Source organism: Pseudomonas sp. TE9122 (assembly GCF_056278925.1).
In genome coordinates this window covers 2,880,416-2,894,637 of record NZ_JBWBQI010000001.1, presented here as the reverse complement: position 1 = coordinate 2,894,637, position 14,222 = coordinate 2,880,416, and the positions used below count along the sequence as shown (strand labels likewise).

At 62.2% G+C, this 14,222-nt stretch carries 12 protein-coding genes and 1 riboswitch; of the genes, 5 read left to right on the top strand and 7 right to left on the bottom strand.

Annotation, left to right across the window (positions count from 1 at the left end; all coding sequences use genetic code 11):
• Positions 1-37 precede the first annotated feature (37 nt).
• Positions 38-1,036, top strand: a complete 999-nt coding sequence (locus ACZ9BE_RS12975; RefSeq protein ID WP_041480047.1) for a bile acid:sodium symporter family protein — start codon at positions 38-40, stop codon at positions 1,034-1,036.
• Positions 1,037-1,042: 6 nt separating this feature from the next.
• On the opposite strand, the gene ACZ9BE_RS12970 is transcribed toward ACZ9BE_RS12975, so the two are convergent.
• On the bottom strand, positions 1,043-1,645 hold the full coding sequence (locus ACZ9BE_RS12970) for a LuxR C-terminal-related transcriptional regulator (RefSeq protein ID WP_252878413.1): 603 nt from the start codon (positions 1,643-1,645) through the stop codon (positions 1,043-1,045).
• Between the two features lie 114 nt (positions 1,646-1,759).
• Here ACZ9BE_RS12970 and ACZ9BE_RS12965 point away from each other — a divergent pair, with 114 nt between their 5' ends.
• Positions 1,760-3,388, top strand: a complete 1,629-nt coding sequence (locus ACZ9BE_RS12965) for an ATP-binding response regulator (RefSeq protein ID WP_476249525.1) — start codon at positions 1,760-1,762, stop codon at positions 3,386-3,388.
• 50 nt (positions 3,389-3,438) lie between these two features.
• Here the strand turns inward: ACZ9BE_RS12965 and ACZ9BE_RS12960 are convergent, their stop codons facing one another.
• From ACZ9BE_RS12960 to ACZ9BE_RS12950, 3 genes are all read right to left on the bottom strand, one after another.
• Positions 3,439-4,164, bottom strand: a complete 726-nt coding sequence (locus ACZ9BE_RS12960; protein ID WP_375122303.1) for a hypothetical protein — start codon at positions 4,162-4,164, stop codon at positions 3,439-3,441.
• A gap of 250 nt (positions 4,165-4,414) precedes the next feature.
• Complete coding sequence (locus tag ACZ9BE_RS12955) at positions 4,415-5,587, bottom strand: cystathionine gamma-synthase (RefSeq protein ID WP_076562462.1); 1,173 nt, start codon at positions 5,585-5,587, stop codon at positions 4,415-4,417.
• Positions 5,584-6,960: a pyridoxal-phosphate dependent enzyme gene (locus tag ACZ9BE_RS12950; protein WP_095180209.1), complete on the bottom strand. Its 1,377-nt coding sequence runs from the start codon at positions 6,958-6,960 to the stop codon at positions 5,584-5,586. Before ACZ9BE_RS12950 ends, ACZ9BE_RS12955 begins: the two co-directional genes overlap by 4 nt.
• A gap of 364 nt (positions 6,961-7,324) precedes the next feature.
• Here ACZ9BE_RS12950 and metE point away from each other — a divergent pair, with 364 nt between their 5' ends.
• The gene (gene metE, locus ACZ9BE_RS12945; RefSeq protein ID WP_476249524.1) at positions 7,325-9,613 is read left to right on the top strand and encodes a 5-methyltetrahydropteroyltriglutamate--homocysteine S-methyltransferase; all 2,289 of its coding nucleotides are present in this window, start codon (positions 7,325-7,327) and stop codon (positions 9,611-9,613) included.
• 209 nt (positions 9,614-9,822) lie between these two features.
• Here the strand turns inward: metE and ACZ9BE_RS12940 are convergent, their stop codons facing one another.
• The 3 genes from ACZ9BE_RS12940 to ACZ9BE_RS12930 are packed head-to-tail and all read right to left on the bottom strand — an operon-like array spanning position 9,823 to position 12,610.
• Positions 9,823-10,587 carry an ABC transporter ATP-binding protein gene (locus tag ACZ9BE_RS12940; RefSeq protein ID WP_252867753.1) on the bottom strand — a complete coding sequence of 255 codons (765 nt, stop codon included), beginning with the start codon at positions 10,585-10,587 and terminating at the stop codon, positions 9,823-9,825.
• Entirely contained in the window at positions 10,584-11,600 is a 1,017-nt protein-coding gene (locus tag ACZ9BE_RS12935; RefSeq protein WP_122507927.1) for a FecCD family ABC transporter permease, read from the bottom strand. The genes ACZ9BE_RS12940 and ACZ9BE_RS12935 overlap by 4 nt, the downstream gene beginning before the upstream one ends.
• Positions 11,597-12,610, bottom strand: coding sequence for an ABC transporter substrate-binding protein (locus ACZ9BE_RS12930; RefSeq protein ID WP_476249523.1), 1,014 nt, complete (start codon positions 12,608-12,610; stop codon positions 11,597-11,599). Before ACZ9BE_RS12930 ends, ACZ9BE_RS12935 begins: the two co-directional genes overlap by 4 nt.
• Before the next feature lie 139 nt (positions 12,611-12,749).
• Positions 12,750-12,941: riboswitch (cobalamin riboswitch) on the bottom strand.
• Positions 12,942-13,150: 209 nt separating this feature from the next.
• On the opposite strand from ACZ9BE_RS12930, the gene ACZ9BE_RS12925 reads away from it, so the two are divergent.
• Positions 13,151-13,378 (top strand): ParD-like family protein, encoded by a 228-nt coding sequence (locus ACZ9BE_RS12925; RefSeq protein ID WP_007918027.1) that lies wholly within the window; start codon positions 13,151-13,153, stop codon positions 13,376-13,378.
• The gene (map, locus tag ACZ9BE_RS12920; protein ID WP_122704021.1) at positions 13,375-14,166 is read left to right on the top strand and encodes a type I methionyl aminopeptidase; all 792 of its coding nucleotides are present in this window, start codon (positions 13,375-13,377) and stop codon (positions 14,164-14,166) included. Before ACZ9BE_RS12925 ends, map begins: the two co-directional genes overlap by 4 nt.
• The last annotated feature ends 56 nt before the right edge of the window (positions 14,167-14,222 follow it).

Here is a 14,222-nt window from a genome sequence, read left to right as displayed (position 1 = left end):
GTCGTCGGCACGCACTGGCAACCCCCGGATGAATCTCATGACGCGCCCACGTTTTCTGCCCGATAACTTCACCCTGACTTTGATCGGCGTGGTTCTGCTGGCCAGCTTCCTGCCCGCCAGCGGTCAAGTCGCGGTCGGCTTCGGCTGGCTGACCAACATCGCCATCGCCCTGCTGTTTTTCCTGCATGGCGCCAAGCTGTCGCGCGAATCGATCATCGCCGGCGCTGGCCACTGGCGTCTGCATCTGCTGGTGTTCGGCCTGACCTTCGTGCTCTTCCCGATTCTCGGTCTGGCGCTGAAACCGCTGTTGTCACCGCTGATCGGCGATCAGCTGTACATGGGCATGCTCTACCTTTGCGCGTTGCCAGCTACGGTGCAGTCGGCCATCGCGTTCACTTCGCTGGCGCGAGGCAATATTCCGGCGGCGATCTGCAGCGCGGCGGCGTCCAGCCTGTTCGGGATTTTTCTTACGCCGCTGCTGGTGACTTTGCTGCTCAACGTCCACGGCGACGGCGGCTCGACCCTCGATGCGATCGTGAAGATCAGCGTGCAATTGCTCCTGCCGTTCATTGCCGGGCAGATCGCCCGCCGCTGGATCGGCGCGTGGGTAGGGCGCAACAAGAACTGGCTGAAATTCGTTGATCAGGGTTCGATTCTGCTGGTGGTGTACGGCGCATTCAGCGAAGCCGTCAACGAAGGCATCTGGCAGCAGATTCCGTTGTTCGAGTTGCTCGGTCTGGTCGTGGTCTGCTGCATCCTGCTGACACTGGTTCTGGTGGCATCAATTCTGTTGAGCAAAGCGTTTGGCTTCAATCAGGAAGACCGCATCACCATCCTGTTCTGCGGCTCGAAAAAGAGCCTGGCCACCGGCGTGCCAATGGCGCAGGTACTCTTTGCCGGTAGCACCATCGGCGTGCTGATTCTGCCGCTGATGCTGTTCCACCAGATTCAGCTGATGGTCTGCGCGGTGCTGGCCCAGCGCTATGCCAAGCGGCCGGAGTCGGTGCCTGATCTGATGGCGCAGGTGGACCCGTAAAACGCTTCACAGACCCGAATACTTGACCGCCGCTGCCGCCCGCGTCGGCACGTCCAGCGTGCGCAACAACGAAGACACGTGGATCCTCACCGTGAACGGCGAAATATCCAGCTCACGGGCGATTTCCTTGTTGGTCTTGCCTTGCGCAATCAACCGCAGCACGTCCTGCTGACGCGCCGTCAGCGTCGTCGCGGTTTCCAGCGGCAACAAGCCGGACGGCGCCGACTTCACCAGCACCTCACCTTCACGGATCGCCAGAATTGCCTGGCCGATTTCATCCGGCGCAATGTTCTTGCCGATAAAACCGTCAATGCCCGCCGCCATGACTTCACTGATCAGCGTCTGATCGTCAACCATCGACACCACGATCAGCGTGGTGCGCGGCAATCGTTGGCGCAAGTCGGCGAGTTGAGTGATGCAGGTCAGTCCGGGAAAACGCAGATCAAGCATCAGCGTGTCCGGCTCGTCGCCCTGTGGCAGCAGCTTGAGCACCGCGTCGAAGTCGCCGGCCTCGCAGGTATCGGCATCGGGCAGCAAGCGCTGCACGGTGCGCAGCATCGCCTCGCGAAACAGCGGGTGATCGTCGGCTATGATGATCCGGCACGTCATGACGCGACCCTCCCTGGGTCAGGCGTGATTCAAGGCCTGCACCTTAGCACTGGACGCGAAGGTTGCCTGTAGGCTGCTTCCGAAACTGACGATTGCTGCACAAGGACGTTTACCATGAAGTTCGAAAAAAATACCGAACTCGACCAGGCCAACCTGCGCATTATCATCGCTGCCATTGCGGTAGTTTACATGGTCGTGCTGGGTTTTCTGCCGGGCCATCGCTTCGATACCTACCTGCCGGTCATCACTTACATTGTCTTGTTTCTGCTGGCTTCGATCACGTTCCGCCAAGCCATTGCGCGTTGGCCCGGGCATTATCCGGCGCGGCGGATTTTTGCCATGGTCCACGATTACACCGGCACCTGTTTTGGACTGGTGATCGGCGGCGAAGCGGCGCTGCCGTTGTATGCGGTGATGGTCTGGGTCAATCTGGGCAACGGCATGCGCTACGGCTCGCGCTATCTGGCAATTGCCACCGGCCTTGCATTGGTGGCGCTGCTGGTGGTCTATCGCCTGACGCCGTATTGGCAGGCGCAGCCGTTCATGGTGCTGATGCTGCTGATCACCAGCACGGTGATTCCGTTTTATGCGCACTTGCTGCTTGAGCGTACGCGCAAGGCGTCGGAAGAAGCGCTGGCGGCTAATCTGGAAAAGTCGCGGTTTCTGGCGCAGGCCAGTCATGACTTGCGTCAGCCGATTCATTCCATCGGTCTGTTTACCGCGTGTCTGCGAGAGTCGCGCCTGGGCGATGACGAGCGGCGGCTGGTCGATAACATCGACCGCTCACTGCTCAACGTCTCGCAATTGTTCCGCTCGATTCTCGACCTCTACACCCTCGATAACGGTCGGGTCGAAGCGAAAATGCAAACGCTGAATCTCGGTGAATGGCTTGCGGATCTGATACGCCAACACCAGGAAGCGGCCCGTTGGGCAGGCGTCGAGCTGCGGCTGCGACCGTGCAACCACTGGGTCAGAACCGACCCGGCGCTGCTCGCGACCATGGTGCAGAACGTGCTCTCCAACTGCTTCAAATACGGCGCGCAACGTCCCGTGCTGATCGGCGTGCGTAAACGTGGGGCAGGGCTGGCCATCGTCATCCATGACCGTGGCAACGGCATTGCCGAAGAGCATCTGCACAAGGTCTTCGAGGAGTTTTATCGGGTACGGCAAGTGCGCGACAAAGATGTCGAGGGCGTGGGGCTGGGCCTGTCGATCATCAAGCGTCTGGGTGAACTGATCGATGTGCACGTTGCTCTGCGTTCACAGTTGGGGCGCGGCACAGCTGTGACGCTTGCGGGGTTGCCGATCGTGGCCGCGCCGCAGTCACCGGTGGTTCGCAGTGAAGCGCGGCAGGCAGGTTTGTTGACCGGGCTGAAGGTGTGTCTGGTCGAGGATGACCGCAACGTGTTGCTCGCGACTTCGGCGTTGCTCGAACGCTGGGGCTGTGTGGTGCAGGCCGAGTGGTCGGCTGAAGGCCTGGTCACCGACTGCGACATCATCGTTGCCGACTATGACCTCGGCACCCATGCCACGGGTATCGAATGCATTGACGAAGTGCGCAGGCAGCGCGGCTGGGCCGTGCCGGCGATGATCATCACCGGGCACGACGTCGAGAAGATTCAGGCAGCCTTGCATGACCGGCAGATTGCGATTCTGTCGAAACCTGTGCGCCCGGCCGAGTTACGCGCGACGTTGCGCGCCCTGCGTGATCGACAAGGCGCAGCGGTTGAACAGATGCTGTAAAGGCCGATGTAAACGGGCGGCTCAGGAGCTCGCCCGTTATTTCGCGGCGATTATTGTGGGCTGTTGAACTGGTCGGAATAGCTGCCGGTCATCAGCGCCGATGCCACGCGATCAGAACCGACTCCGACCCGGGAGTAGGCCACTCGGTTGACGCCGGTGCGGTCGGCCCCATCCGCTGCCAATGCTCCGGCACCGACGCGATCAGCGCCATCGGCAGCCACCGCGCCCGCGCCGACGCGATCAGCGCCATCGGCAGCCACCGCGCCCGCGCCGACGCGATCAGCGCCATCGGCAGCCACCGCGCCCGCGCCGACGCGATCAGCGCCATCGGCAGCCACCGCGCCCGCGCCGACGCGATCAGCGCCATCGGCAGCCACCGCGCCCGCGCCGACGCGATCAGCGCCATCGGCAGCCACCGCGCCGGCACCGACACGATCGGCGCCATCGGCAGCCACTGCGCCAGCGCCGACACGATCAGCACCATCGGCAGCCACCGCGCCCGCGCCGACGCGATCAGCGCCATCGGCAGCCACCGCGCCGGCACCGACACGATCAGCGCCATCGGCAGCCACCGCGCCTGCACCGACGCGATCAGCGCCATCGGCAGCCACCGCGCCTGCACCGACGCGATCAGCACCATCGGCAGCCACCGCGCCGGCGCCAACATGATCAGCCCCATCCGAAGCCAACGCCTGCGGTTGCGCCGCCAAGACATTCGGCACCACAACGCTGGCCGCTACCGCAAGAAGCACGCCTGACAACAACTTGTATTTCATGGTTTTCTCCACGACCCGTTGCCAAACAGCGATCAATCGCGCGCGATGCATACAGACGCCACGACTCACTGGCTTGGGTTCTACCTGGTTGGCGAAAGGCACGGGCACACCGAACGGCGTGCGGGTGTCGAGATAATTTTGATCGAGCCGATTGAGTATAGGATCGGCCTCGGGAACTGCCACGGCAGAAAGATCGACGGACAAAAAAAGACGAAGCCCGCATTGCGCGGGCTTCTTTGGGTGGAGCTGTTTACATTCTTGCCAGTGCCTGAGCCAGATCGGCGCGCAGGTCTTCAACGTCTTCAACTCCGACCGACAACCGCACCAAGCCATCGCCAATACCAAGCTTGGCGCGCGTCTCCGGTGGAATCGTCGCGTGGGTCATGATCGCCGGATGCTCGATCAAGCTTTCCACGCCACCGAGGCTTTCGGCCAACGCAAAGATCTTCACGTTTTCCAGAAAGCGCCGCGCACCGGCCAGGTCGCTGTTCAGATCAACAGAAATCATCCCGCCAAAACCGCGCATCTGCCGCTTGGCCAGTTCGTGCTGCGGGTGCGACTCAAGGCCCGGATAGTAGACGCGCTTGACCTGCGGTTGCTGTTCCAGCCACTGCGCCAGATCCAGGGCGTTGCTGCAATGACGTTCCATGCGCAGCGCCAAAGTCTTCACCCCGCGCAGGGTGAGGAATGCATCGAACGGCCCGGAAATCGCGCCGACGGCGTTTTGCAGGAAACCGAGTTTTTCCGCCAGCTCGGCGTTCTGCCCGACCACGGCAATGCCGCCGATCACGTCGGAGTGGCCGTTGAGGTATTTGGTGGTCGAGTGCAGGACGATGTCGAAGCCCAGCTCCAGCGGGCGCTGGATGTACGGGCTGGCGAAGGTGTTGTCGGCGACGCAGATGATCCCGCGCGCGCGGCAGATGCGCGCAATGGCGGCCAGATCCGACAGGCTCAGCAGCGGGTTGGTAGGGGTTTCGACCATGACCATGCGCGTGTCGTCCTGCAGCGAGGCTTCGAACGCCGACAGATCGGTCAGGTCGACGAAGCTGAAACGGTGCCCGGCACTGCGCTGACGGACCTTGTCAAACAGGCGGAAGGTGCCGCCGTACAAGTCATTGCCGGAAACGATGTGCGAGCCTGCGTCGAGCAGTTCCAACACCGTGGAAATCGCCGCCAGCCCCGAGGCGAAGGCGAACGCGCGGGTGCCGCCTTCGAGGTCGGCGACGCAGCGCTCCAGCGCGAAGCGCGTCGGGTTGTGCGAGCGGCCGTAGTCGAACCCCTTGTGCACGCCGGGGCTGTCTTGCAGGTAGGTGGAGTTGGCATAGATCGGCGGCATCAGCGCGCCGGTGGTCGGGTCCGGCTCTTGCCCAGCGTGGATCACCCGGGTGGCGAAGCCTTGGGATTTATCGTCGTGCTGACTCATGCAAGGGATCTCCGTAATTGGTTGAGCATGTCGGTGCGGGTGATCAGGCCATGGAAGCCGGAGGCGTCGGCGATGATCGCGACGAGGCCACGGCTGAGCACCGCTTCCAGCTCGGCCAGGGTCGCAGCCGGGGCGAGGGTTTGCAGTTTGTCGGTCATCACGCTGGACACTGACTGGCTGAAGCGCGCGGCATCTTCGTGGACGCCGAGGAGGATGTCGGACTCGTCGATCACGCCCACCAGTTGCTTGCCTTCGACCAGCACCGGCAGTTGCGAAACATCCGCCAGACGCATGCGCTGAAACGCAGTGAGCAGGGTGTCGTCAGGGCCGACGCTGATCACCCGGCCGTCCTCGAAACGCCGTGCGATCAAGTCGCGCAAGTCGCCGTAGCCTTTGCGTTGCAACAGGCCTTGATCGGTCATCCACTGGTCGTTGTAGACCTTCGACAGGTACCGCGTGCCGGTGTCGCAGACGAAGCTGACCACGCGTTTCGGCTCGGTCTGTTCGCGGCAATAACGCAGCGCAGCAGCGAACAGGGTGCCGGTCGATGAACCGCCGAGAATGCCCTCGGCCTTGAGCAACTGGCGCGCGTGATCGAAGCTTTCCGCGTCGCTGATCGAGTAGGCGTGACGCACGCTGGAGAGGTCGGTGATCGACGGAATGAAGTCTTCGCCGATACCCTCGACCGCCCACGAACCGGGCGTCGGCAAGGTACCGTCGCGGCTGTATTGCGCCATCACCGAGCCGATCGGATCGGCGAGGACCATTTCCAGATCCGGCTGCACGCGCTTGAAGAAACGACTCAGCCCGGTCAGCGTGCCGGCCGATCCGACGCCGACGACGATGGCGTCCAGATCATGTTCGGTCTGCGCCCAGATTTCCGGCGCGGTGCTGCATTCATGGGCCAGCGGGTTGGCGGGATTGTTGAATTGGTCGGCGAAAAACGCGCCGGGAATGTCCTTGGCCAAGCGGGCGGCGACGTCCTGGTAATACTCGGGATGGCCCTTGCCGACGTCAGAACGAGTGATGTGCACTTCGGCGCCCATGGCCTTCAAGTGCAGGACTTTCTCGGTGGACATCTTGTCCGGTACCACCAGCACTACGCGATAGCCTTTGGCGCGACCGACCAGCGCCAGACCCAGACCGGTATTGCCGGCAGTGGCCTCGACAATCGTCCCGCCCGGTTGCAGGCGGCCGTCACGTTCGGCAGCGTCGATCATCGCCAGACCGATACGGTCCTTGATCGAGCCGCCAGGGTTCTGCGATTCGAGTTTGAGAAACAGCGTGCACGGTCCGGTATCGAAGCGGGTGACCTGCACCAGCGGAGTATTGCCTATCAGCCCAAGCACGGCAGGGCGTGATTCCTTTGACATTTCTTCACCTCTTTATGGTGTTGATCGCGTTCCAATCGCGGGGAAAAGACTCGCGTGCAACTTAGGCGCAGACATCCTCTCTCGCAACCTCTAATCCTTGGAAAATCCAGCCATTTGGATCTAACGATAGAACGAAAACTTGCATGTTGCCCTGAGGTGTTCTGATCGTTCCCACGCTCCGCGTGGGAATGCAGCCTTGGACGCTCTGCGTCCCTACGGCCAGAAGATCCCAGCCTTCGGCAGCTCCCACGGGGCGCCTGTGCATGAGTAGAACTTGTGATGATCTAGAATTTATTGAGTTTGTTTCATCAAGTCCGGTTCCCGACAATACCCGCCATCGAATAAGCATCTGGAGTTGTTTGTCATGGCACTGGCCCATTCCCTTGGATTTCCGCGCATCGGTCGCGACCGCGAACTGAAGAAAGCGCAAGAGGCGTTCTGGAAAGGAGAACTGAACGAGGCGGGCCTGCGTGACGTCGGGCGTGAGCTGCGCAAGGTCCATTGGGACTTGCAGAAAAACGCCGGCATCGACTTGCTGCCGGTTGGCGATTTCGCCTGGTACGACCAAGTGCTGACCCACTCGCTGATGTTCGGCGTGATCCCCGAGCGCTTCCGCCCCCATGACGGCAAAGCCACGCTGCACACCCTGTTCAGCATGGCCCGTGGCGTCAGCAATACTTGCTGCGGCGAAGGCCACGCTCAGGAAATGACCAAGTGGTTCTACACCAACTATCACTACCTCGTACCGGAATTCAGCGTCGATCAACAATTTCAGCTGAGTTGGGAGCAGCTGTTTGAAGAAACCGAAGAGGCCCGTGCGCTAGGGCACAACGTCAAACCGGTGATCATCGGTCCGCTGACCTATCTGTGGCTCGGCAAAACCAAAGGCACCGATTTCGACAAACTCGATTTGCTTGATCGCCTGCTACCGCTGTACGGCCAGATCTTCGCGCGGCTGGCGGCATTGGGCGTGGAGTGGGTGCAGATCGATGAGCCGATTCTGGTGCTCGATTTGCCGCAGGACTGGAAGAATGCCTTCGAGCGCGCCTACAACCAGATCCAGCGCGATCCGCTGAAAAAACTGCTCGCCACGTACTTCGGTGGTCTGGAAGAAAACCTCGGTCTGGCGGCGAACCTGCCGGTCGATGGCTTGCACATCGATCTGGTGCGCGCGCCGGATCAATACCCGACCATTCTGGATCGTCTGCCGGCTTATAAGGTGCTGTCGTTGGGTGTGGTCAACGGTCGGAACGTCTGGCGCTGCGATCTGCAAAACGCGCTGGCGACGCTGCGCCATGCTCATGAGCGTCTGGGTGATCGTTTGTGGGTAGCGCCGTCCTGCTCGTTGCTGCACAGCCCGGTTGATCTGGGCCGCGAAGACCAGCTCGATGCCGAACTGAAAAGCTGGCTGGCGTTCGCCGTGCAGAAGTGCGAAGAGGTCGCCGTGCTCGCTCAAGCGGTCAGCGAACCGGAAGCGCCGAAGGTACTGCGTGCCCTCGCGCAAAGCCGTTCGGTGCAGACCAGCCGCGCTGCCTCGCCGCGTATTCACAAACCGGCGGTACAAGCGCGGGTCGCGGCGATCACTGCCAAGGATGCGCAACGCCAATCGCCGTTTGCCCAGCGTATTGCCAAACAGCGCGGCAAGCTCGACCTGCCGTTATTCCCGACCACCACCATTGGCTCGTTTCCGCAAACGGCGGCGATCCGTCTGGCGCGTCAGGCCTACAAGCAAGGCAAGCTCAGCGCGGCCGATTACACCGATGCGATGCACACGGAGATTCGCCACGCGGTGGAAATTCAAGAACGCCTCGGCCTGGATGTGCTGGTGCACGGTGAGGCCGAGCGCAACGACATGGTCGAATACTTCGCCGAACAGCTCGACGGCTATGCCTTCACCCGCTTTGGCTGGGTGCAGAGCTACGGTTCGCGCTGCGTCAAACCGGCGGTGATTTTCGGTGACCTAAGCCGCCCGCAGGCGATGACGGTCGAGTGGATCCGCTACGCCCAAGGCCTAACCGACAAGGTCATGAAAGGCATGCTGACCGGCCCGGTGACCATGCTGATGTGGTCGTTCCCGCGCGAAGACGTCAGCCGCGAGGTGCAGGCTCAACAACTGGCGCTGGCCATTCGTGACGAGGTGAATGATCTGGAAGCGGCGGGAATCAAAATCGTGCAGATCGACGAAGCGGCGTTCCGTGAAGGCTTGCCGTTACGCCGGGCGCAATGGCCGGCGTATCTGCACTGGGCGAGCGAAGCGTTCCGCCTGTGCGCCTCCGGCGTGCGCGACGAAACGCAGATCCACACGCACATGTGCTACAGCGAGTTCAACGATGTGATCGAGTCGATCGCGGCGATGGACGCCGATGTCATCACCATCGAAACCTCGCGTTCGGACATGGAACTGCTCGAAGCGTTTGAAGCGTTTGCCTACCCGAACGACATCGGCCCCGGCGTGTACGACATTCACTCGCCACGCATTCCCGATGTGTCGGAAATGGTTGGCTTGCTGCGCAAGGCGGCGCAGCGTATTCCGGTGGAGCGGCTGTGGGTCAATCCGGATTGCGGCTTGAAAACCCGAGGCTGGCCAGAGACCGAGGCGGCGTTGGTGCACATGGTCAGCGCCGCGCGGCAACTGCGCAAAGAGTGGGCCTGACCCTTTACCGCCCTGGAATACATAACCCTGTGGGAGCGAGCCTGCTCGCGAAAGCGGTGTGTCAATCGACACCATGTTGGATGACCTGACGCCTTCGCGAGCAGGCTCGCTCCCACAGAACTCGCGTTCTCCCCGTCATTCACGGCAACACACAAATCCTTTGTGGGAGCGAGCCTGCTCGCGAAAGCGGTGTGTCAGCCACCCATGCATCAGGCAAGGAAGCGCAATATCGGCGCACCATCGAACGGGTCTGTCAGATAGTGCGCCCTGACCCCGAAAGTCGTCTGTAACCGCTCCGGCGTCAGCACTTGCAGCGGCTCGCCAAGCGCGACCAGACGCCCGCGCTCCAGCACCGCCAGGCGATCGCACTTGAGCGCCTGATTGAGATCGTGCAGGGCGATCAGCGTAGTCACCGGCAGTGCGCGCACCACTTGCAGAATGCTCAACTGATGCTGGATGTCGAGGTGGTTGGCCGGCTCGTCGAGCAGCAGGATCTGCGGGCGCTGCGCCAGTGCGCGGGCGATGTGCACGCGTTGGCGTTCCCCGCCGGAGAGGCTGCGCCAGAGGCGGTTGCGCAGGTGCACGGCGTCGACGTCAATCAGCGCTTGCTCGACGATGGCGTCATCGGCGGGCGACCACGGTTGCAGCGCCGACAACCACGGCGTGCGCCCCAGCGCCACCGCGTCGAACACGCGAATGCCATCGTCGGTATCGGCCTGTTGCTCAACCACCGCGAGCGTCTGCGCGATGCTGCGCCGCGACATTTTGCCCAGCGCCTGACCGCCGAGCTGCACATGGCCCGCGCTCGGTTCGCGCAGGCCGGCCAGCAATTTGAGCAGCGTGGATTTACCCGAACCGTTCGGCCCGACAATGCCCAGGGTCTCGCCGCGCTGAACGTCGATGCTGACACCGTTGAGCAACTCGGCACCGCGCACCTTGAAGCTCAACCCAGCACAGCTCAGAACCGTGTTCATCGCGCCGATCTCCGGCCCACCAGAATCAGCGCGAACACTGGCGCGCCGACCAGCGCAGTGATCACGCCGACCGGGATCACCTGACCCTTGATCAGGGTGCGCGACAGCACATCTGCGGCGATCAGAAACACCGCGCCGCCTAGGGCGCTGGCCGGCAGCAGACGCGCATGACCGGTGCCGAGCAATAACCGCGCTGCGTGGGGAATCACCAGACCGACAAAGCCGATCGAGCCGACAATCGACACCATCACCGCCGTCACCAGCGCGGCGCAGCCGATCAGCAGGATCTGTACGCTACGCACGGCAATGCCGAGGGAGGCCGCCGAGTCCGCACCAAAGGTGAACGCATCCAGCGCCCGGCGATGCCACAGACAAACAACCAACCCCAACACAGCCACCGGCACCGCCAGCCACACCGACGGCCAGCGCACGCCGCCGAGATTGCCGAGCAGCCAGAACATGATCCCGCGCGCCTGTTCCGAGCTGGCCGAGCGGGTGATCAGAAAAGCGGTGAGGGCGTTGAACAGCTGCGAGCCGGCAATCCCGGCAAGAATGATCTGCCCGGTGCCGCTGGCCGAGCCGCTGACCCGTGCCAACAGGATCACCAGTACGAACGCCGTCACCGCGCCGGCAAACGCACCGACCGACAGTGAAATCGCCCCGGCGCCGACGCCAAGCAGGGCGACCATCACCGCGCCAGTCGAGGCACCCGCGGAAATCCCCAGCAGATACGGATCGGCCAGCGGATTGCGCAGCAGCGATTGCAGGATCACCCCGCACGTCGCCAGACCGGCGCCGCAGGCCGCCGCGACCAGCGCGCGGGTCAGGCGATAGTTCCAGACGATGCCTTCGTCGATCGGGTCGAGCACATAACCGGCGCCCCACAGCTTGTTGGCCAGCACCTGCAACACCACGCTCGGCTCGATCGAAGTCTCACCAATGGCCACGCCGCCGATCAGCGCGACCGACAGCGTCAACAGCACCAGCAGCAAACGGATCAGGCGTCTGCTCATTGCGACAGGTCGTAGCCGTTGATGGCGCTGGCCAGTTGTTCGAGGCCGTCGAAGGTGCGCAGGCTGGCCTGCATGGCCATGGCGTCAAGGATGATGATGCGGTTGTGCTTGACCGCGTCCATGTTGCGCGTCACCGGATCACTGCGCAGGAAGGCGAGTTTCTTCTGATAGTCGTCCGCCGGGAAACGTCGACGATCCATGCGCGCGATCACCAGAAACGTCGGGTTGGCCTTGGCGATGGTTTCCCAGCCGACCGTTGGCCATTCTTCATCGGACTCGACGACGTTGCGCACGCCGAGGGTGCTGAGCATGAAATCGGGAACGCCTTTGTGCCCGGCCACGAACGGCTCGATGTCCATCTCGGCGCTGGAGAACCACACCAGGGCGCTGACGTCTTTGCGCTGCTGGTTTTTCGCGGTGGCGATCGACTGCGCGAGGCTGGCTTTGAGCTGCTCATTGAGCTGCTCGCCACGCGCCTGCACGTCGAAAATCGCCGCCAGTTGGCTCACGCTTTTGTAGATGCTGTCGATGCGAAACGGTGCCAGCCGCGTCCCGTCCGAACCAACGAGGTTGTCCTTGGCTTCGCAATCGGAGGGCAGCAGATAGGTCGGAATCTTCAGTTCATGAAACTGCTCGCGGGTGCCGACCGCGCCTTGCGGGCCGACCATCCATTCCAGCTCGACGGCAACCAGCTCCGGGCGTTTGGCGATCACCGCTTCGAAACTCGGCTCGTTGTCGGCGAGGCGCTCGATCCTGTCGTTCTGTGCTTTGTATGTGCCCAGCACATCGTTGAACCACAGCGAAGTGCCGACGACTTTGTCGCCCAGACCCAAGGCGTAGAGCATTTCGGTGCCGGCCTGGCCGATAGTCACCGTGCGCGCAGGTGCGTGTTGAAAGGTCAGGCTGCTGCCACAATTTTCGACGGTCAGCGGATACGCAGTCGGCGCCGCTTGCGCCAGGGCGCAAAGGCTCAGAGCGGTGAGCAGGGTGGCAACGCGGGGCAGCAGCATGGGGCATCTCCAAGGGAACCGTACGGGAGCGGGCGGGTACGGTTTGGAAACACACCTCGGGCGCGGTCGTGGAAACTGCGCAAGGCCGGCACGGGGAAAATGCGCACGGCACGATGTCCTTCCCGGACACCCCGCCGGTTGGTCAGTCACTGTGCCGGCAGGTCTCCTGACTGATGCGTCATCGCCACGCTCCGGCCTTCCCGGGGTTCACCCAGTGGCAGTCGAGGAGCAGGCTCGGCACCTACAGTTGCGGGGGCAGTTCCGATTGATGCGTGGAGCACCTCGGATTCCCTATTAATTCCGTGTGGAAACCGGCGCGGGCATGGTAGTCGATCAGGCCGCTGATGGGGAGCCGAATCTGCTTTGGTACGAGCTGCCGAAGGCTGCGATCTTTTGATCTGGTCTTTAACGGGCAAGATCAAAAGATCGCAGCCTTCGGCAGCTCCTACACGGGTGCGTGTTTGCGTGGCGGAGTGTTTGCAATCCGAGGGTAAGCTTGGCTAGTATACGATCCATATACATTTCGTATCGGATATAGACATGGGCATCGTAAAGATTTCAGAGGACATGCACGAGAACCTGCGTATCTCCAGCAACGCCCTCAGCCGCTCGATCAACGCGCAGGCCGAGCACTGGATGCGCATCGGCATGCTCGCCGAGCTGCATCCCAATCTCGACCACAGCGCCATTTGCCGCCTGCTGATCCGCGCCGAACAGAATGGTGGGCTGGATCTGCAACAACTGACTCAGGAAGCCGTCAGCGCATGAGAAACCAGATCAAGATCAACACCCCGGCCGACATCGAAAAATCCCGTGCCGCCGGCAAACTCGCCGCTGAAGTGCTGGCAATGCTGGTGCCGCATGTGAAGGCTGGCGTGACCACCGATGAGCTGGATCGACTGTGCAACGATTACATCGTCAATGTGCAGAAGGCGGTGCCAGCCAATGTCGGTTATCACGGCTTTCCGAAAACCGTCTGCGCGTCGGTCAACGATGTGGTGTGCCACGGGATTCCATCGGGTACGCCATTGAAAGACGGCGACATCGTCAACCTCGACATCGCGGTGATCAAGGACGGCTGGTTCGGCGATACCAGTCGCATGTATGTGGTGGGCGAGGCGACTCCTGAAGCGCAGCACCTGATCAAGACCACCTACGAAGCCATGTGCGCAGGCATCCGTGCAGTGAAGCCGGGCGCAACGCTGGGCGATATCGGTCACGCGATCCAGAGCCTGGCGGAGGCGGAGGGCTTCAGTGTGGTACGCGAATACTGCGGCCATGGCATCGGCAAGGTCTATCACGATGAACCGCAGATCCTGCATTACGGCTTTCCCAATCAGGGCCTGAAGCTTAAGGCCGGGATGATTTTCACCGTGGAACCGATGCTCAATGCCGGCAAACGCCATGTGAAGAACATGCCGGATGGCTGGACCGTATTGACCAAGGATGGCTCGTTGTCGGCGCAGTGGGAGCATATGGTCGCGGTGACGGAGAGCGGGTTCGAAGTGCTGACGGCTTGGCCGGATGAGATTGAAGGGTACCGGGCCATTGGCTAATACCGTGTCGCCTGCTTGCCCTCACCCTAGCCCTCTCCCAATGGGAGAGGGGACTG